The 19,675-nt window shown below is 51.5% G+C and carries 19 protein-coding genes and 1 pseudogene; 12 read left to right on the forward strand and 8 right to left on the reverse strand.

What is annotated here, in order from left to right; translation table 11 throughout:
* Positions 1–8 precede the first annotated feature (8 nt).
* The 6 genes from HV311_RS00165 to nepI all read left to right on the forward strand — a co-directional run bounded on the left by HV311_RS00165 (position 9) and on the right by nepI (position 5,525).
* Positions 9–1,337 carry an MFS transporter gene (locus HV311_RS00165; protein WP_016155042.1) on the forward strand — a complete coding sequence of 443 codons (1,329 nt, stop codon included), beginning with the start codon at positions 9–11 and terminating at the stop codon, positions 1,335–1,337.
* Between the two features lie 142 nt (positions 1,338–1,479).
* Complete coding sequence (gene uhpT, locus HV311_RS00170; RefSeq protein ID WP_003023929.1) at positions 1,480–2,871, forward strand: hexose-6-phosphate:phosphate antiporter; 1,392 nt, start codon at positions 1,480–1,482, stop codon at positions 2,869–2,871.
* 148 nt (positions 2,872–3,019) lie between these two features.
* Positions 3,020–3,472, forward strand: a complete 453-nt coding sequence (locus HV311_RS00175) for a DUF1198 family protein (RefSeq protein WP_016157801.1) — start codon at positions 3,020–3,022, stop codon at positions 3,470–3,472.
* A gap of 100 nt (positions 3,473–3,572) precedes the next feature.
* Complete coding sequence (locus HV311_RS00180) at positions 3,573–3,914, forward strand: type II toxin-antitoxin system RelE/ParE family toxin (RefSeq protein ID WP_016157800.1); 342 nt, start codon at positions 3,573–3,575, stop codon at positions 3,912–3,914.
* An 8-nt stretch (positions 3,915–3,922) separates the two neighbouring features.
* Positions 3,923–4,222 (forward strand): helix-turn-helix domain-containing protein, encoded by a 300-nt coding sequence (locus tag HV311_RS00185; protein WP_016157799.1) that lies wholly within the window; start codon positions 3,923–3,925, stop codon positions 4,220–4,222.
* Positions 4,223–4,340: 118 nt separating this feature from the next.
* Positions 4,341–5,525, forward strand: a complete 1,185-nt coding sequence (nepI, locus tag HV311_RS00190; RefSeq protein WP_016155040.1) for a purine ribonucleoside efflux pump NepI — start codon at positions 4,341–4,343, stop codon at positions 5,523–5,525.
* Positions 5,526–5,580: 55 nt separating this feature from the next.
* On the opposite strand, the gene HV311_RS00195 is transcribed toward nepI, so the two are convergent.
* Both HV311_RS00195 and HV311_RS00200 read right to left on the reverse strand, forming a co-directional pair.
* On the reverse strand, positions 5,581–6,963 hold the full coding sequence (locus tag HV311_RS00195) for a glycoside hydrolase family 1 protein (RefSeq protein WP_151222205.1): 1,383 nt from the start codon (positions 6,961–6,963) through the stop codon (positions 5,581–5,583).
* A gap of 92 nt (positions 6,964–7,055) precedes the next feature.
* Positions 7,056–7,349, reverse strand: coding sequence for a YicS family protein (locus HV311_RS00200; RefSeq protein ID WP_019078023.1), 294 nt, complete (start codon positions 7,347–7,349; stop codon positions 7,056–7,058).
* Between the two features lie 130 nt (positions 7,350–7,479).
* Here HV311_RS00200 and HV311_RS00205 point away from each other — a divergent pair, with 130 nt between their 5' ends.
* From HV311_RS00205 to nlpA, 3 genes and pseudogenes are all read left to right on the forward strand, one after another.
* Positions 7,480–7,896, forward strand: coding sequence for a GNAT family N-acetyltransferase (locus tag HV311_RS00205; protein WP_016155037.1), 417 nt, complete (start codon positions 7,480–7,482; stop codon positions 7,894–7,896).
* Between the two features lie 30 nt (positions 7,897–7,926).
* Positions 7,927–8,043: pseudogene (locus HV311_RS27910) on the forward strand (ISNCY family transposase); the annotation flags it as partial.
* Positions 8,044–8,171: 128 nt separating this feature from the next.
* Entirely contained in the window at positions 8,172–8,990 is an 819-nt protein-coding gene (gene nlpA, locus HV311_RS00210) for a lipoprotein NlpA (RefSeq protein ID WP_016157795.1), read from the forward strand.
* Positions 8,991–9,018: 28 nt separating this feature from the next.
* Here nlpA and HV311_RS00215 read toward each other — a convergent pair whose 3' ends face one another.
* From HV311_RS00215 to HV311_RS00225, 3 genes are all read right to left on the reverse strand, one after another.
* The gene (locus HV311_RS00215; protein WP_016157794.1) at positions 9,019–9,921 is read right to left on the reverse strand and encodes a carboxylate/amino acid/amine transporter; all 903 of its coding nucleotides are present in this window, start codon (positions 9,919–9,921) and stop codon (positions 9,019–9,021) included.
* 118 nt (positions 9,922–10,039) lie between these two features.
* Positions 10,040–10,345, reverse strand: coding sequence for a putative quinol monooxygenase (locus tag HV311_RS00220; RefSeq protein ID WP_016155034.1), 306 nt, complete (start codon positions 10,343–10,345; stop codon positions 10,040–10,042).
* Between the two features lies 1 nt (position 10,346).
* A complete protein-coding gene (locus HV311_RS00225; RefSeq protein ID WP_016155033.1) occupies positions 10,347–11,354 on the reverse strand; it encodes a zinc-binding alcohol dehydrogenase family protein in 1,008 nt (335 codons plus the stop codon).
* Between the two features lie 110 nt (positions 11,355–11,464).
* On the opposite strand from HV311_RS00225, the gene HV311_RS00230 reads away from it, so the two are divergent.
* Positions 11,465–12,367, forward strand: coding sequence for a LysR family transcriptional regulator (locus tag HV311_RS00230; protein ID WP_191220587.1), 903 nt, complete (start codon positions 11,465–11,467; stop codon positions 12,365–12,367).
* A gap of 36 nt (positions 12,368–12,403) precedes the next feature.
* Here the strand turns inward: HV311_RS00230 and HV311_RS00235 are convergent, their stop codons facing one another.
* The 3 genes from HV311_RS00235 to HV311_RS00245 form a co-directional block, all read right to left on the reverse strand.
* Positions 12,404–13,900, reverse strand: coding sequence for a C69 family dipeptidase (locus HV311_RS00235; RefSeq protein ID WP_094168810.1), 1,497 nt, complete (start codon positions 13,898–13,900; stop codon positions 12,404–12,406).
* A 343-nt stretch (positions 13,901–14,243) separates the two neighbouring features.
* Positions 14,244–14,708, reverse strand: a complete 465-nt coding sequence (locus tag HV311_RS00240) for a hypothetical protein (RefSeq protein ID WP_016155024.1) — start codon at positions 14,706–14,708, stop codon at positions 14,244–14,246.
* The gene (locus HV311_RS00245; RefSeq protein WP_047358481.1) at positions 14,705–15,478 is read right to left on the reverse strand and encodes a winged helix-turn-helix domain-containing protein; all 774 of its coding nucleotides are present in this window, start codon (positions 15,476–15,478) and stop codon (positions 14,705–14,707) included. The genes HV311_RS00240 and HV311_RS00245 overlap by 4 nt, the downstream gene beginning before the upstream one ends.
* Before the next feature lie 577 nt (positions 15,479–16,055).
* On the opposite strand from HV311_RS00245, the gene HV311_RS00250 reads away from it, so the two are divergent.
* Entirely contained in the window at positions 16,056–16,673 is a 618-nt protein-coding gene (locus tag HV311_RS00250) for a helix-turn-helix transcriptional regulator (RefSeq protein WP_046276006.1), read from the forward strand.
* Positions 16,674–16,748: 75 nt separating this feature from the next.
* Positions 16,749–19,583 carry an intestinal colonization autotransporter adhesin MisL gene (misL, locus tag HV311_RS00255; RefSeq protein WP_191220588.1) on the forward strand — a complete coding sequence of 945 codons (2,835 nt, stop codon included), beginning with the start codon at positions 16,749–16,751 and terminating at the stop codon, positions 19,581–19,583.
* Positions 19,584–19,675 lie beyond the last annotated feature (92 nt).

Below are 19,675 nucleotides of genomic sequence, written 5' to 3' on the forward strand. Positions count from 1 at the left end.
GAGCGGTCATGTTTTCGTTTTTAAAAGCCCCAGTCAGCGCGCCGCTCATCACCGATAAGCGTGAAGTGGATGCCCTCTACCGCTACTGGCGGCGGCATATTCTGACCACTATCTGGCTCGGCTACGCGCTGTTCTATTTCACACGCAAGAGCTTCAACGCCGCCGTACCGGATATCCTCACCAGCGGCGTGCTGACCCGCAGCGACATTGGTCTGCTGGCGACGCTGTTTTACATCACCTACGGCCTGTCGAAGTTTGTTTCCGGTATCGTCAGTGACCGTTCCAACGCCCGTTATTTTATGGGGTTTGGGCTTATCGCCACCGGCGTGGTGAACATTCTGTTTGGTTTTTCCACCTCGCTCTGGGCTTTTGCGGTGCTCTGGGCGCTGAACGCCTTTTTCCAGGGCTGGGGGTCGCCGGTCTGCGCGCGTTTATTGACTGCGTGGTATTCGCGTACCGAACGCGGCGGCTGGTGGGCGCTGTGGAATACTGCGCACAATGTTGGCGGGGCGCTGATCCCTATCGTGATGGCGGCGACGGCGCTGCACTACGGCTGGCGTGCCGGGATGATGATCGCCGGGCTGCTGGCGATTGTAGTGGGGATTTTTCTCTGCTGGCGGCTGCGCGACAGGCCGCAGGCGATTGGTCTGCCGCCGATTGGCGACTGGCGCCATGATGAGCTGGAAATCGCCCAGCAGCAGGAAGGCGCAGGGCTGAGCCGTAAAGAGATCCTCACCCGCTATGTATTGCTGAATCCCTATATCTGGCTGCTGTCGCTGTGTTACGTGCTGGTGTACGTCGTCCGCGCCGCCATCAACGACTGGGGCAATCTGTATATGTCGGAGACGCTCGGCGTGGATCTGGTGACCGCCAATACCGCCGTGACCATGTTCGAATTGGGCGGATTTATCGGCGCGCTGGTCGCAGGCTGGGGCTCGGACAAACTGTTTAACGGCAACCGCGGTCCAATGAACCTGATTTTCGCTGCCGGAATTTTGCTCTCCGTGGGCTCGTTGTGGCTGATGCCGTTCGCCAGTTACGTGATGCAGGCGGCGTGCTTCTTCACCACCGGATTCTTCGTCTTCGGCCCGCAAATGCTGATCGGCATGGCGGCGGCGGAGTGCTCGCACAAAGAGGCAGCGGGCGCGGCAACCGGATTTGTCGGGCTGTTTGCCTATCTGGGGGCATCGCTTTCCGGCTGGCCGCTGGCGAAGGTGATGGAGGTCTGGCACTGGACCGGATTCTTTGTGGTGATCGCCATTGCGGCGGGGATTTCCGCGCTGCTGCTGCTGCCGTTTTTGAACGCCCAGGCTCCACGCGAACTTAACGAAGCGTGATGCACCTCACCTTTTTGCCCCGAGTAGGGCAAAACTAAGAAATTTTCCCGGTTTCACCTGGACGCTGTCTCAGGCGCGTCCCCCGGCTGATTTTTACAATGCCTGCCATTCGCAGGTATAAAAATTAGCTCGGGAGTGTCAAATGCTGGCCTTTCTAAACCAGGTACGCAAGCCGACCCTGGATCTGCCGCTCGATGTGCGGCGCAAAATGTGGTTCAAACCGTTCATGCAGTCCTATCTGGTAGTCTTTATTGGCTACCTGACCATGTATCTGATCCGCAAAAACTTCAATATCGCGCAGAACGACATGATCTCCACCTACGGGCTGAGCATGACGCAGCTGGGGATGATTGGCCTGGGCTTCTCCATCACCTACGGCGTGGGTAAAACGCTGGTTTCCTACTACGCCGACGGCAAAAATACCAAGCAGTTCCTGCCGTTTATGCTGATCCTCTCCGCCATCTGTATGCTCGGCTTCAGCGCCAGCATGGGGGCGGGTTCAACCAGCCTGTTCCTGATGATCGCCTTCTACGCGCTGAGCGGTTTTTTCCAGAGTACCGGTGGCTCGTGTAGCTATTCCACCATCACCAAATGGACGCCGCGTCGCAAGCGGGGTTCTTACCTCGGTATGTGGAATATCTCCCATAACCTCGGTGGTGCGGGTGCGGCTGGCGTGGCGCTGTTTGGCGCCAACTATCTGTTCGACGGTCACGTCATTGGTATGTTTATCTTCCCGTCGATTATCGCCCTGATTGTCGGCTTTATCGGCCTGCGCTACGGCAGCGACTCCCCGGAGTCTTATGGCCTCGGTAAAGCTGAAGAGCTGTTCGGCGAGGAGATAAGCGAAGAGGACAAAGAGACTGAAGAAAATGAGATGACCAAATGGCAGATCTTTGTTGAGTACGTGCTGAAAAACAAAGTGATCTGGCTGCTGTGCTTCTCCAACATTTTCCTGTACGTGGTGCGCATCGGTATCGACCAGTGGTCCACTGTCTACGCTTTCCAGGAGCTGAAGCTCTCCAAAGAGGTGGCGATTCAGGGTTTTACCCTGTTTGAAGTGGGCGCGTTGGTCGGCACGTTACTGTGGGGTTGGCTTTCTGACCTGGCTAACGGTCGTCGTGCGCTGGTAGCCTGCGTGGCGCTGGCGTTGATTATCGCGACCCTGGGCGTTTATCAGCACGCCAGCAACCAGTATGTCTATCTGGCTTCGCTGTTTGCGCTGGGCTTCCTGGTGTTCGGTCCTCAGCTGTTAATCGGCGTTGCAGCCGTCGGATTCGTACCGAAAAAAGCGATCGGCGCAGCCGATGGGATTAAAGGCACCTTCGCATATCTGATTGGTGACAGCTTCGCCAAGCTGGGTCTGGGGATGATTGCCGACGGCACGCCGATTTTCGGTCTGACCGGCTGGGCGGGAACGTTCGCCGCGCTGGATACCGCCGCCATCGGTTGTATCTGCCTGATGGCCATCGTGGCCGTGTTTGAAGAACGTAAAATTCGCCGCGAGAAAAAAATTCAACAATTGAAAGTCGCTTAAGTTAAGTGTGCATTGGTAACTTTTGCCCGCCTGAATGGCGGGCTTTTTTATGCCGCGGATCCATCCTGAATCGCGTTGATACGTTCAGTCGTCGACAGAGAGGAATTTGCCGTTATGATGGGCATCCTGTCTGGTAATGGATGTGCGCATGATTTGGATAATGCTGGCCACATTGGTCGTTGTTTTTGTAGTGGGTTTTCGGGTGTTGACGTCCGGATCTCGACGGGCAATTCGCCGTCTGAGCGAGCGACTGAATATTGATGTTGTGCCGGTAGAGTCGATGATCGATCAGATGGGAAAAGTACAGGGTGAGGCTTTTTTACAGTACCTCCACCGCCCAGATGAATCGCATCTGCAAAATGCTGCCCAGGTGTTGTTGATCTGGCAAATCGTTATTGTCGACGGCAGTGAGTCGAATCTGCTGCAATGGCACCGTTGGCTGCAAAAAGCCCGATTGGCCACACCGATTACTGACGCACAGGTGCGTCTGGCGCTCGGTTTTCTGCGCGAGATAGAGCCGGATATGCAGGAGTTTAATGCGTTTCAGATGCGCTATAACGCCTTTTTCCAGCCCGAAGATGGCGTGCACTGGCTGCACTGACAGTCATGCCTGTTGGCGAATTAATTGTGCAAATATAAATTGATTTAATAGCTAATGGGCTATAATTTACCTATAGCTTATTAGCTATGAGGGATCGTTGATGTGGGAAGTGGAAACAACGGATGTTTTCGATAAATGGTTTGACGTACAGACCGAGGCGCTCAAGGAAGATATGCTCGCAGCGATGATGATTTTATCCGAGTATGGTCCTCAGTTAGGCAGGCCGTTTGCTGATACGGTAAATGCTTCTGCTTTTTCAAATATGAAAGAGTTGCGAGTGCAGCATCAGGGCAACCCGATTCGGGCGTTCTTCGTGTTTGATCCTTCTCGCCATGGCATCGTGTTATGCGCAGGCGATAAAACAGGGTTAAACGAGAAGAAATTCTATAAAGAGATGATCAGGCTTGCTGACGCTGAGTACCGAAATCACCTTAATAAGTAAGGAAAATTATGGCGACGCTTAAAGAATTGATGGCGAAACAAAGCCCGGAAAGCCAGGAGCGCATTGCTGAAAAAGTAGAAGTGCTACGTCAGGTGATTGCGTTAAATATGTTACGGGAAGAACTGAATCTCTCTCAGGCGGAACTTGCCTCGGCAATGGGCGTTAAGCAGCCAACAATCGCAAAAATGGAACAGGCGGATAACGATCCTCGTCTGTCGACGCTTAAGCGTTATGTCACAGCGTTAGGTGGCGAACTGAGCATTGATGTTAAGTTACCGACAGGTAAAAGAGTCGCGTTTCATCTTTAAAAATCCGTGTGGCCTGGATTTTGTGTAAGATGAAAGTAGTTGCCAAAACGTTAAATGCGTCACAAATTTAGTGTTACACTGCGTAACTTTTCTGCAATAACCCCACGCAGGTAACAAAATGAGTGAAGCTGTTGAACAAAAATCCCGCGCTGAGGCAAATGCCCGACCGAACTGGTCGGCGGTATTCGCCGTGGCGTTCTGCGTTGCCTGCCTGATAACCGTTGAGTTTCTGCCCGTTAGCCTGTTAACGCCTATGGCGCAGGATCTGGGGATTTCTGAAGGTGTTGCCGGACAATCGGTGACTGTGACGGCATTTGTTGCCATGTTCGCCAGCCTGTTTGTGACGCAAATTATCCAGGCGACCGATCGTCGCTACGTGGTGATCGTGTTTTCGGTGCTGCTGACGCTCTCCTGCCTGTTGGTTTCCTTTGCCAACTCTTTTTCACTGCTGCTCATTGGCCGCGCCTGTCTCGGTCTGGCGCTTGGCGGATTCTGGGCGATGTCGGCGTCGCTGACCATGCGTCTGGTTCCCGCCCGTACGGTACCGAAAGCGCTGTCGGTGATTTTTGGCGCGGTCTCTGTCGCGCTGGTGATTGCCGCGCCGCTGGGGAGTTTTTTGGGCGGCATTATCGGCTGGCGCAACGTGTTTAATGCGGCGGCGGTAATGGGCGTGCTGTGCACGATTTGGGTGGTGAGAGCGCTGCCGTCGTTGCCAGGTGAACCTTCGCATCAGAAACAAAATATGTTCAGCCTGCTGCAGCGCCCGGGGGTGATGGCCGGGATGATTGCCATCTTTATGTCCTTTGCCGGACAGTTCGCCTTCTTTACCTATATTCGCCCGATCTATATGAATCTGGCAGGCTTTGAAGTTGATGGCCTGACGTTGGTGCTGCTGAGTTTTGGTATCGCCAGCTTTGTCGGGACGTCGCTCTCCTCGGTGGTTCTGAAGCGCTCGGTCAAACTGGCCTTAGCCGGTGCGCCGCTGGTGCTGGCGCTTAGCGCGCTGGTCCTGATCCTGTGGGGTAGCGACAAAGTTGTGGCGGCAGGTATTGCGATTATCTGGGGCCTGGCGTTTGCGTTGGTTCCGGTCGGCTGGTCGACGTGGATCACCCGATCGCTTGCCGATCAGGCAGAAAAAGCCGGATCCGTCCAGGTCGCCGTGATCCAACTTGCCAATACCTGCGGGGCAGCGGTGGGAGGCTATGCGCTCGATAACCTCGGACTGCTTTCACCCCTGATGCTTTCCGGCAGCCTGATGCTGCTGACGGCGCTTCTGGTCACGATGAAGGTCAGAATACAGTGAGATTGTTGCCTGATGGCGCGCAGCTTTCAGGCAACACCGTTATCTGACGACTGAATCAATCAAAACCATTGTTTTCGGCGGTATGGGCAAACCATTCGCCGCTTTTCTTCACCGTACGTTTTTGCGTATCTAAATCTAACTGGACAAAACCGTAGCGGTTTTTATATCCGTTGAGCCAGGACCAGTTATCAATAAAGGTCCACATATGGTAGCCAAGACAATTACACCCTTCGCTAATGCCTTTATGTAGCCATTTAAGATGCGCAGAAACAAATTCAATACGGTAGCTGTCGTTGATTTGGTCCTGCTGAATAAAACGTTGCTCATTTTCGACTCCCATGCCGTTTTCAGAAATAAAACAGCGCGGGTTGCCGTAGTTATCACGCAGATTAGCAATAATATCGTAAATACCTGGCTCGTAAATTTCCCAGCCACGGTAAGGGTTCATTTTACGCCCCGGCATTTCGTAATAATCAAACAGCCACTCCGGCATAAACGGCGCGTCAGGATTGACGGCAGTATCACGACATTTCACGCGGCGCGGCTGATAATAATTAATACCGAGCAGGTCGATTTTGCCATCGGCGATGAGCTGACGGTCACCTGGCTGACATGCTGGGAGTTGATCGTACTCTTTTAGCAGCTCTATCAGATCCGCCGGATATTCACCTTTTAGCACCGGGTCAAGGAAGCTGCGGTTAAACAGCAGATCCGCATGGTGCGCAGCTTTTACATCCGCTGGGTGTTGTGAGCGCGGATAAGAGGGCGTTAAATTCAGGATCACACCGATTTCACCGTCATAACTTCCGGCGTGGTACGCGCGCACCGCCGTGGAATGCGCCAGTACGGTGTGATACGCCACGGTGGCCGCGCGTTTGAAATCCACCACATTAGGGTAATGGAAGTCATACAGATAGCCGCCTTCTACCGGGACAATCGGTTCGTTAAAGGTGAACCAGTGCTTCACCCGATTGCCGAACAAGGTAAAACAGGTTTGTGCGTAGCGACCAAACGCCTCAACCACATCACGGTTTTCCCAGCCACCTTTCTCCTGCATCACCATCGGCATATCGAAGTGAAACAGGGTGATAAATGGCGTAATGCCTTGCGCCAGCAGCTCATCGATGACGTTGTTATAGAAATCAACCGCCTGCGGATTGACGTCGCCAGTACCGTCCGGGATCAGTCGTGACCAACTGATTGAAGTGCGGAAGCTGTTGTGCTTCAGCTGTTTGAGCAGTGCGATGTCCTGTTTCCAGTGCTGATAAAAGGTCGAGGTGTTCGCCGGGCCAACCCCCTGATGGAAACGCCCTGGCTGGCGGTCGAACCACACGTCCCATGTTGTCTGGCTTTTGCCGCCGTTCAGACTATCCCCTTCGGTTTGCAGCGCCGAGCAGGCACTGCCCCACCAAAAGTTTTCGGGAAAACGGTATCGCATTATCTTGCTCCTTGATGTGTTTCATTTCCCTACACAATAGGCGATTTTGCAAAACAGAAACCGGTTACAGCACTCGTTTTTCAATGCGATAGTTACAAATCCGGGCATTCAACTTTGCCCAGCGCTTCCCAGTAGTTGTTCTGATTGTTTCTTTGTATTGCCAGAATGGCTTCGCGGATGTGTTGCTGATTACGGGTATCAGCCATAATCGTTTTTTCCCACACCTCATCCGATGGCGACCCCTGCGGGGTACAAATCTTGCGTAAATCCTTCAATACGGTGTTTTTTTCATGAACGGACTGTAGAGAGCCATAAGCCGAATCGGCCTGCGCCAAACCCGGCAGCATGAAAAGAATGGCAATAAGCGGTAAAACGGCTTGTTTCATGATAATAATCCTTGTTGTCGATGCGCATCATCTCAAGAGTAAGTGTAGACGGCATGCGCCTCACTCATCAGCCTGTGTTAATTTCTAAAAAGAAAATCAGCCAGAAGTTTTAGTTTTTCAGGAGGATAGGATGCAAATACAGATTACAGATACCATTACTGAAGACGATCAAAATGCTCTGCTTGTTGGATTGCGCGCCTACAATCGCCAGTTCCTGAGGACCACCAATTTTGGCGACCTGGCGGTGTACTGGCGCGATGAGCACAATGAAATACTGGGCGGGCTGATCGGTAAAATCAAAGGCGAATGGCTGTGCATTGATTTCCTGTGGATGCATGACTCGCTGCGTAAAGGCGGTTACGGCACAAAGTTGATGCAGGCCGCTGAACAGACGGCGCGTGAGAGAGGATGCCTGCATGCGCTGGTGGACACGATGAGTTTCCAGGCGCTGCCGTTTTATCAGAAAAACGGCTATCAGTTGCAAATGACCCTCGATAACTTTCCAGAAACCGGTTCCGCGCGCCATTATTTGTCGAAAACGTTTTGATGACCGGAAGGACAGCAAAAGGGATGACTTGAAGGCAAACAGGAAGAAGCGTTGCGGATAGCCCAAGCCATGCTTGAAAAGGGGATTGATCGTGAACTGGTGCTAATTATTACTGGGCTTTCCTTTGATGACCTAACGGCACATTCCGACTCATTTTCCTTTTCGCATTATGCTTTTTTCTTCTTGCTGATGCTTTTTCGTTTTTTAAACCGCAGCGGCCTTCCCGCTATAGTCATTTCATTACTCATCAGGCGGTTATTGCAAAAGGATAAAACGTGAAACTGAAGATACCTTATTTCGGGGCTGGGGCGGCGTTATTACTGGCGGGATTATTGCTGGCAGGATGCGATCAGCAGAACAATGATGCAAAGCATATTAAAGTGGGCGTGATTAACGGTGCAGAGCAGGATGTGGCGGAAGTCGCGAAGAAAGTCGCTAAAGAAAAATATGGCCTGGAGGTGGAGTTGGTGGGATTTAGCGGTTCTCTGCTGCCCAACGATGCCACTAATCATGGTGAGCTGGATGCCAACGTCTTCCAGCATCGTCCGTTCCTTGAACAAGATAATAAAGCGCACGGCTATAAGCTGGTAGCGGTGGGCAATACCTTTGTGTTCCCGATGGCGGGTTATTCGAAGAAAATCAAAACTGTTGCTGAACTAAAAGACGGTGCGACGATTGCGATACCTAACGATCCGACCAACCTTGGGCGGGCGCTGTTGCTGCTACAAAAAGAGAAGTTAATCACTCTGAAAGCGGATACCGGCCTGCTGCCAACGGCGCTGGATATTACGGATAATCCGCGACATCTGAAAATTATGGAACTGGAAGGGGCGCAGCTACCGCGCGTGCTGGACGATCAAAAAGTGGATGTGGCGATTATCAGTACCACCTACATCCAGCAAACCGGGCTTTCTCCGGTACATGACAGCGTATTTATCGAAGACAAAAATTCACCGTACGTGAACATTCTCGTGGCGCGAGAAGACAATAAAGATGCCGAGAATGTGAAAGAATTCCTGCAATCTTATCAGTCACCGGAAGTGGCGAAGGCGGCAGAAACTATCTTTAACGGCGGCGCAGTTCCGGGCTGGTAATCGTCACCCGTTGCCGCGCCGGTTGGGGTTAAACCGCTCTGGCGCGGCGACGTGAGTCCATTGAGATCAGCACGACCGATGAGAGGATCAAAAGCGTACCCAGCCAGTCTGGCAGGGTAAAGGTGATGCCTAACAGCAGCAGGGACAGCAACGCACTGCTCAACGGTTCCGCGCAGCTTAAAATGCTCGCTTTCGGTCCGCCAATCATCTGCGCGCCTTTCAGGTACAGGCTAAACGTGAGTGACGTGCCGATGACCACCAGATAGAAAAACGCCAGAATTAAACTGCCATTCACCACGAAATGAGTTCCCTGCCCGGCATAGAACGGCAGTAGGATCATTCCACCGATTAACATACTCCAGCCGACGACCGGTAATGTGCCGTAGCGCGCGATGAGCGTTGAGGGGTAGGTGGTATAGAACGCGGCGGCAAACGCCGAGGCTATTCCCCAAAACAGCGCGGCAGCTGAGATAGATAACGACGTCGGATTACCGTGGGTGACCAGTAAGAAGGTACCGATGAGTGAGGTGAAGATCGCCGTCAGCACTAAAATCCCCGGCCGCGCTTTGCGCACCACGGAGAACCACGCCACGATAATGGTCGGTGACAAAAATTGCAGCACCGTCGCGGTGGCGGCGTTGGATTTTTCGATGGTCAGCAGGAAGGTTAGCTGTACGGTGAGTGCCCCGACCACGGAAAAAATCAGCAGGCTGATGGCGTCCTTGCGGTTTTTGATAATGGAGAACACGTTGTCGCCGTGAACGAAAGAGAGCATCAGCAGAATGAGCCCCGCGAAAATCAGGCGCGTCATGGTCAGAAACTGCGACGACATCTGGCTTTGTTCCATGATGTACTGCGCGCAAACGCCTGAACTTCCCCATAATACGGCGGCAATCAGGACGTTCATCATCCCTCTTCTGGTGGAACTCATCTTTCCCTCTGCATGTTGTTTTGTTTTATTTGTGTGCAGGCATCATAGCAGAGATAGCGAAGCGAGTGAGACATGACGGGCACAGCCCCCCACACCGCAGGGGGCTTCGGCAGTCATCTTACGGCGCAATCGGCGTCAGATAATCCAGTCGTAGCGGTTCGGCCAGCAGCTCGTTCATTTGTAGAATAAACGTCTGGAAATGGGGCAGGGCGATATGCTCGTCCAGACCGGCCTGACCGCGCCAGGATTCACGAACGTAGAAGACATCCGGTGTGTCGCGCAACTGGAACAGGGCATACTCAATATTGCCCGGCTCCTGGTGCGTGGGCAGCAGCAGAGCCTGCAGCGCCTGTTTTAGTGCGTCGATTTTCCCCGGTCTGGCTTTCAGTACCGCAATAATTGAAATCACCTCTGAATCAGACATGTTAAAACCCCTCCAGCACAATCTTGCCGACTGAACGACCGGTTTCAATTTGCGCGTGCGCTTTTTGCAGATTCGCCGCGTTGATTGCGCCAAAATGCTCGCCCAGCGTGGTGCGAATGGTGTTGTCATCGATCAACTGTGCCACGCGGGTTAATAGCTGATGCTGCGCAATGATGTCGTGGGTGGTAAACATCGAACGGGTAAACATAAATTCCCAGTGCAGCGAAATGCTTTTGGCCTTCAGTGGACGTGCATCGAGGGTTTGCGGATCGTCAATCAGCGCCAGTTTGCCCTGCGGCGCCAGGGCGGCAATAATTTGCGGGTAGTGCTGCTCGGTATTGTTCAGGCTGGCAACGTGCGTCACCTCTTTAATGCCTATCCGAGCCAGCTCTTCCATCAGCGGCTTGCTGTGGTCAATCACATGATGAGCGCCTGCTTCACGTACCCATTTCTGGCTCTGTGGACGTGAAGCGGTACCGATGACAGTCATTTTGGTCAGCTTACTGGCCAGTTGCGTCAGGATAGAACCGACGCCGCCAGCAGCGCCAACAATCAATAACACATCATTTTCATTGCCATTTTCCTCAACGCCCAGGCGGTCGAACAGCATTTCCCAGGCGGTGATGGCGGTCAGCGGCAGTGCCGCAGCAGAAGCGTTGTCCAGAGATTGCGGCTTCAGCGCGGTAATACGTTCATCAACCAGCTGAAATTCACTGTTACTGCCAGCGCGACCCAGCGCACCGGCGTACCAGACTTCATCGCCAGGAGCGAACAGAGTGACTGCTTCACCCACGGACTTCACTACGCCAACGGCGTCCCAACCCAGCACGCGGGGCACATCAGCGTTAAAACCTTCGCGGACCTTGGTGTCAACGGGATTGACGGAAATGGCCTTCACTTCAACCAGCAGATCGTGCCCGGAGGCGACGGGCATGGGCAGGTCAATCTCTTGTAAAAATTCAATGTTACTGCCGTCGGTTGCGGCGCGGGTAATAGCGATGGCTTTCATAATCTCTCCGGTTAATAAACCTTCTATCTGTTGAATAATTCGATGGTAAACCGGTAGCAGAACGGGAAAAATAGCCCTTCGGCGACAGGACTTATACTCGGGGAGTGAAAATGTTCCGGCTTGAAGATCTCACGTTGTTTGTCCGCGCCGCGGCGCTGAATAGTTTTAGCGATGCCGCACGCGAAGTCGGCGTTCAGCCAGCTCAGGTCAGTTCTGCTATTAAGCGCCTGGAATCTACGCTGGCTATCCGCTTGTTCGCCCGCTCCACGCGCAGTCTGCGCCTGACGCCGGAAGGTGAGGTCTGGCTACCCTATGCCCGCCAGATGCTGGACGTGATGCATGCCGGACTGCAAAAAATTCAGACCCCGGAAGATGAAGTTTCAGGCACGCTGCAAATCGCTGTACCTTCCGATCTCGGTCGGAACCTACTGCTGCCGGTCTTTCAGTCGTTTCGACGCCGCTATCCCGCGCTGCGCCTGCGGATTTTTTTCTCCGACCAGGTGACGGATGTCTTTAAAGACCCCGTCGATGTAGCGTTTCGCTATGGCAACACCGAAGACGCATCTTACATTGCGCTGCCTGTCGCACCGGGTAACCGACGCGTGCTGGTGGCATCACCGGAATGGGTTGTGCAAAACGGCGCGCCGCAAACTCCGGATGATTTAACACAGCTCAACGCCATGACCTTCGTCTTACGCGGACGCCTGCACGATCGCTGGACGTTTACGCATAACGGCGAGGTTAGCAGTGTGCAGGTTAACGGCACCATTATGAGCGACGATGCTGAAGTAATCCGACGGCTGGCGATTGCCGGAGAAGGCATCGCGTACAAGTCGTGGCTGGATGTCAGCGAGGATGTGCGTGATGGACGATTGCAGCTACTGATGCCAGATTACCTGGGCGAGAAAACCCCGCTAAATATGATTTGCCCACATCGTAAGCAGCTTTCAACGGCGGTCCGTCTGCTGCATGACGCCGTGAAGGCGCGGTGTGACACATTGACGCAAAGCTAATAAGTACTTTGCGCCAGCATGTCATCGTGCCGTTACTCAGTCTTTTTTCGCAGCGTTTGCAAAGAAGATATCAGACTGAATGTCTTTAGTGCGGATGGTAAAGAGCTGATTAGTCAGATCTTCCGTCAGCTTCTCGGCATCGGCCATGATGCGCAAGTTGAAGTCATTCAGCATCTTATCTGCGGCAGGTTTATCGGTTTTCGCCATCTTCAGATATTTTGCTTCGACCTCTTTTTGCTCCTTCGCCACTTTATCTTCCCATGCTTTGTAGGCTTTTTTGACGATTGGCGCGAGCTTCGGATAATCGGTCATCGTCAGCGTCTGTAACTTACGGTATTTCCAGTAAATGGACTGATCGTCCGCTTTATCGGTACCCATCGTATAGTTTGCCGGATACGCTTTCAGGCCGCTGTAGTACGGAACAAACGCGGTGAGGTCGGCCATACCCAGACCAATGTAGGTCGTTTCACCAATCTCTTTTGGCAACCACGGACGGACCTGCATCACGTGTGCTTCATAGGTGCGGAAGACGCTAACCGGACGCCATGGCTCTTTGCCGTTCAGACCGTTGGTGTACGGGTCATGGCTGGTGCCTTCGTAATGGTTACGCAGCACGGCCTTCACATCATCCAGCGTCATCTTCTTCTCTGGCGTCATGAACACCGGGAATTCGCGCCCTTTGGCCATATCCTGATTTACGGAAGGATTGAACTCTTTCTGGATGGTCCATACGCGAGGATCGTTATACGTGCGGTCACGCTCATCATCACGGGTATAGGCTTTGGAGAAGTTGAATTTGCCATCTTTTGCCGGTTCATACAGACCTTTATCGGTCGCAAATTGAATCAGGTTTTTTGACGCCATCATGTCCGGGTTTTTAGGGTCGTAATCCTGTAAGCGGCCCTGATTACCGGTGGCAAAATACTGGTTACTCGGCAGGCGTTGCGCCATCCACTGGTGACCGCTGCCGGTTTCCAGGTACCAGATTTCGTTATCGTCGACGACGGCCACGCCAAAACCTTCCCCAGCGCCGACGGTCTCAACGATATGACCCAGTAACGCCACGGCTTCACGCGCGGTTTTGCTCTGGGACAACAGAATATCCGGGATATCATCTTCGGTGATCCCTTTATCTTCAACGTAGGGGTCGGCAGCCAGCGCTTTTGCTGAGGCAAAAATAGATTCTGTACCGCTCACGCCAACGCCCAATTCGTTAAATCCGGTCGCGCCGTGCAGTTGGGTTTTCCAGTTTGGAACGGTGGTATAACGCAGAGAGTTTTTGGGTAGCGGCCAGGTAAAGTCATTCGCGCCATTATGTGCTTTGGTGCTGTATATCCCGGTCTGATTCTGCTTGGCCGGATGAATGACAAAATGCTGCGCTTTCAGGGCATCGCTGTCAGCGCTACGGGCTACCAGCATGGAGCCGTCCGCTGATGCTTCATTACCGACCAATAGGGTCGTACAAGCAAAACCTGATGAAACAACGGCCAAATTTATAGAAAGTGCAATCAGGCACTTTTTAAAAGTAAACATTACGTATCCCTCATATGTACGCCAAAAATACACCGGAAACACACCGTTTCCTGAAATGCGATAACGCCTGAACGCTCAGACATTGCTCGCGAGAGAGATAAACGCCCCTGTCCACGTCTTCTCCAAATATCCATCCGTAGGTTGAAGTCTTCTGGGCAAAATAAAACGCCCATTTCGCTTAATTATTGCGCAATGGATATCGTGGTATTCAGGATGTTTCCTGATTCGGGATGAAGAATAGCAATGGGATATGAGTGGATTCAGTGACCCATGTCGCGTAAGTCGATGATGGCAAATATGAATTCTATTGAAGGGGGCGTGCTTTTTGTATCCGGATATGACGTTACCTTTTGCGGCAATACAGCGAGGGGACATTTGAGCTGGCAAAAATCCATGCGCCCTTATACTCCTCCATAACCAGGCTCAGGTTTCGCCCGCTTTGACGGTAAAATCCGGGTAATGTGTTGTTAATATCAGCTTCATCGGCGCTATCAGCGAAGGTTTTGACCACCTGCATTGCCTGTAGCACTCGGGCTTCGTGCTGCCGGGTATAACTGAAATAGATGTTCCTGCTAATGTCTGAGGTATTACGTCCGTACAGTTTTCCGGTAATGGTCGCTAGCCCTGCATCTTTGTACATCCGAAATGAAACCGTACCTGCAAAGCGGTTGCTGCCAATATTCCATTCGACATTTCCAACGCAATTTAGCTGCTTTTCGGCATAGCGTGAATGCCATAGCCATCCGCCTGAGCCGAGCAATGTCGCCACGCCGATTACGATTAAAATAAGGTGGTGTATTTTTTTCATTGCCCGCGCATCCAGTAATAATGGGTAGTACAAAACGCGTACGCATCTACCCGTGCATCTTTATCACAAACAAATGCCACGATCCTCTCCGCTTTACGGTAGCCAGAAAGGAAAACATGCTTGTTGTTTTCACAGAGAGAAGGGTGCAGTTGCATCAGATTGAAATAATTTTCCTGATCGTGATCATTCAGTGAGTAATAAATTTTACAGTTTTGCCGAGATGGGACCTGCATAGAAACAGAAATGAATTTACTAAACGGCATAACAGGACGTGTCTGATACCACACCAGCCAGATAATCAAAGTGGCAATAACGATGCCAGCGCTAAATATAATATTCCACCAGGGGACCCGCGTCGTTTGTTGTGCCGCGGGAGGAATTATCTTTGGGGGCGCGTATTCCTCTATTAGCGGTGACTGGAAAACTTCACTCTGAAGATGCGTTATCGCCTCTACCTGCGTATTTCCATTTAATCTGAGTCCGCGTCGTGAAATAGTTTTCACCGTATCACGTGGCAGACCCACATCCGCCAGCGCGTTACGTAGCGTCAGAATAGCCTGGTAAAATGTGTTGGTTGTGGTCACATTATTTCTCTCACCCCAACCCACTTTTATCAATGTGTTCTGCGAAACAATGTCACTTGCGTGAGTAATTAAATAGAGAAAGCAAAGCGAAGCTGGGAGCTGAAGTTGTATTGCGCGCCCGGTCTGACGATTGACCAGACTTTTGCTGTCAGGATTAAATTCGACCAACTGATTGATAAGGTACAATTGCCCAGCCCTCAGTAACTATAACGTATCACCGCGTGTGCCTACACATACCTTAAATTTTACATCCAAATCGTGAATATGCCTCACTCTTTGTACGTGATCGAAGATAAGAATTTCACTTAAGGATTAAAAATACTTTAAATACAACGTGTTACGTGTGTAAATTCTTAGGTGAGTATTAACTAATGTTAAATAATGAGAATTCATTACAGTTTTATCTGAATTCTCATTATATTTATCAACAGCACTTCAAGGGGGATTGAGTTATCAGGATTGTGTAATTAATAAGAGCCCCTTTCATTGGTTAATTTTTAGCAAATAGTGCTTTTTTAATTTTTATTCTGGGATTTGGATTTATGCATAAAATTCCTAATACCCAGACTGTTATTCTGAGATAAAGCAGAAAAAAGCTTAGCGCAATCGCATTACTTATAGCCTATACATAATAACATATCAGGAGTTTATTACATTTTTTAGGTGTCACTGTTATTAACTGACAAGGAATGTCACACGTGTCGGATTGACACATTTATTTACCAATGAAATATTTATGGAAAAATAACAGGAGTCATTTTTGATGAAGAGATCACCATCACAGAGTGTTCGTTGCATAAGCTGTGAATTATCCTGTCAATTATTTCCGGATACTGTGGTACGCGCCAGCTACTGTCACCGAGCCACTTTTGCGATCTGGCCAGAGGGAAATAGTTTTCTGCAAAAAGGAATTATTGAAAAACTTCTCCTTAATAATCAAAATCATTTGTCGCGTGGGTTTATTTTTGTGGACTTTTCCTTCCCAAACCTGCGCCTGTTCGCCGATCCGCAATGGGTTGACCGGCTGGCCTACAGCGGTATGTATATTGTGTTGATAGCGGACAGGAATCTCGCGCCGTTAGCCAACTACTGGCTGTCGAAAAGCAATAAAATACAAGGGATTATATATTCCGATGATGATGATGAAGTTCAGCATCAGAAAATTCGCCGATTATTTACCGGCCACCTTGCGAACAGTAAACGCGGACGCTCACTCAACTATACAGAAATGATATTACTGAAGCGGTTTGTGTCAGGGAAAAGTATTCAGCAAATTACCAAAATAGATAATATAGATATTAAGAAAATATATGTCTACAAGCTCAGGCTTGAAGATAAATTAGGCCATAGCATTCATCAAATACTGTCGAATATTTTATAACGCATTTTTGATTTTTACTATTTTCACATCTTTGCGATGTGGTGGACGCCCTACGCCCGAAAGCAGGAGGCTATTATGAAAAAACCTAAGCATTACTCACGCATTGCGATAGCGGTATCAACCGCGTTAACGTCAATGGTATTTTCAACCCACGCGGCCTGGATTGATATTGATAGTCTTCCTGCCAGTGGATTGGTGAGCAGTCTTTCGCCGGAGTTGCAGGCTTTATTTCCTGCACAGACGAATGACAGTTTCAAAAAAAACAGCGAAACGCCGAATTATGTTTATCAGTGGAGTGCCGGTACCATTCCCGTTTATGGTCATGGATTAACGCTGAATGGGCCAGGAGGAGAAGCCTTCGAACACACCATTACCGTTATTCAGAACAGCGCGACGGGTAGCCCGGGCGTTATTTTCGGTGACGACCTTACGATTCGCACACAGTCAAAGAATGCCGCTAATAATGGTAAAGATGTTGACGGTATCCGCACGCACGGGGCTAATACGCCGGATAATCCAGTCTTTATTATCACCGGGGATCGCACCAGTATTTATGTGGACGGCCAGGATGGTGATGGTATTAACGCCGGATACAACGCCATCGGTCAGGGTGGGATAGGCTCAGCAAACATCTACGTCGGCGACGATCTGTATATTCAAACCACCGGTAACCAGGGACGTGGCATCACCGCCAACGCGTTTAGAGACGCAACGCTTGCCAAAAATACGATTATTGTCGGCGATCGTGCCCACATTGTGACTACCGGTAACAGCTCAGAGGGAATCCGCTCCGGACAGAGCGGGTCCTCAATCCGCCTTGGCAATGACGCCACCATCGAGACATCGGGCACTTCCTCAATAGGGGTCTACGCCGCCTCATCTTCCAAAACGGAACTGGGCAATAACGCCACTATTTCGGTGAGCGGAGCCAGCGCCCATGCGGTCTATTCCTATAATGCGACGGTGAATCTGGGTGATAATGCGACGATTCGTGTTAACAGCATCGATAAAGTTTACTCATTCAGCAAGGCCCCACGCGGCCTGTATGCGATTTCACGCGGCACGGTAAATCTCGGTGGCGGCGCTACTATTGCTATGGCGGGCAATCACAGCAATGAAAGCTATGCCATCAGTACAGAAACGGGAGGCATCGTCGACGGTTCTACTGGCGGGCGTTTCCTCATCGATGGCGATCTTCACGCAGCCGGTGCTATTGCCGCAAACAACACCCAGCCGCAGCAAAACAGTACCATCAAACTCAATATGACCGACAACTCGTTGTGGAGTGGGGCGTCATACGTCACCAGCGCCACTGCCGGGACGGGGGTTATCTCGCTGCAAATGAGCGATGCGACCTGGAACATGACCAACAGCTCAACGCTCACCGACCTGACGCTGAACGGCGGGTCAGTGGTGAACTTTGGGCATGCTGACGGCGAACCGTGGCAGACGCTTACTATCAATGAAGATTTTACCGGCAACGGCGGAAAACTCGTTTTCAATACCGTCCTGAATGACGATGCCTCTGAAACCGACAAGCTGAAAGTGCTCGGCAACACCGCGGGTAACGCATTTGTGGCAGTGAACAATATTGGCGGAACCGGGGCGCAAACCATTGAAGGTATTGAGATCATCGAAGTGGCCGGTAATTCTGACGGTACTTTTGAGAAAGCGGGCCGTATTGTTGCCGGTGCGTACGACTATAACGTGGTGCAAAAGGGCAGCAACTGGTATCTGACCAGCTTTATTCCTGCTCCGCCGGATCCGGAAGAGCCGGACCCCGTCGATCCGGACCCGGTTGACCCTATTGACCCAGATCCCGTTGACCCGGACCCGGTTGACCCTATTGACCCAGGTCCTGTTGACCCGGACCCGGTCGATCCTGTCGACCCGATTATCCCTGAGCCGGAAGAACCTGTTGCGCCCCCTGTCACTGAGCAGCAGTACCGCCCGGAAGCAGGCAGTTATCTGGCGAACAACTACGCTGCTAACACGCTGTTCATGACCCGACTCCACGATCGTCTGGGCGAAACGCAGTACGTCGATATGCTGACGGGCGAGAAAAAAGTCACCAGTCTGTGGATGCGTAACGTCGGGGCACATACCCGCTTCAAAGACGGTAGCGGGCAGTTGAAAACCCAAAGCAACAGCTATGTCTTGCAGTTAGGCGGTGACCTGGCGCAGTGGAGCAGCGACGGTCTCGACCGCTGGCACCTCGGCGCGATGGCTGGTTATGCCAACAGCCAGAACCGCACGCAGTCCAGTCTGACCGGCTACCATTCACGTGGTCAGGTCACTGGTTACAGCGTGGGACTGTACGGCACCTGGTATGCTAATGACGCTGACAAGACCGGCACTTATGTAGACACCTGGATGCTGTACAACTGGTTTGATAACAAGGTGATGGGCCAGGAGCAGGCGACGGAGAAATATAAATCCAGCGGGATCACCGCTTCTGTTGAAGCCGGTTACAGCTTCAAACTGGGTGAAAACGAGCGCAACAGCTATTGGCTGCAACCGAAAGCTCAGGTGGTGTGGATGGACGTGCAGGCCGACAGCCACCGGGAAGCGAACGGTACCCGCGTGAAGGACAACACCGATGGCAACCTGATGACCCGTCTGGGGGTAAAAGCCTTTATCAACGGTCACAACGCCATCGACGACAATAAATCTCGTGAGTTCCAGCCGTTTGTTGAAGCCAACTGGATCCACAACACGCAGACGACTCGCGTGAAGATGGATGATGTGAGCAACGACATGCGTGGCACCAAGAACATTGGCGAGCTGAAAGTCGGCGTTGAAGGTCAAATCACTCCGCGCCTCAACGTGTGGAGCAACGTGGCCCAACAGGTTGGTGACAAAGGCTACAGCGATACTCGGGGTATGCTGGGTGTGAAATATAACTTCTGACGTAACTGCAGGTGACAGAAAGCCGCTGATTAACCGATCGGCGGCTTTATTTTTTGTGGGGGGGAGGCCGGATAAAGATTTCAGCAATCCCC

It is taken from the genome of Citrobacter sp. RHBSTW-00881 (genome assembly GCF_013728515.1).
Classification (GTDB): domain Bacteria; phylum Pseudomonadota; class Gammaproteobacteria; order Enterobacterales; family Enterobacteriaceae; genus Citrobacter; species Citrobacter braakii.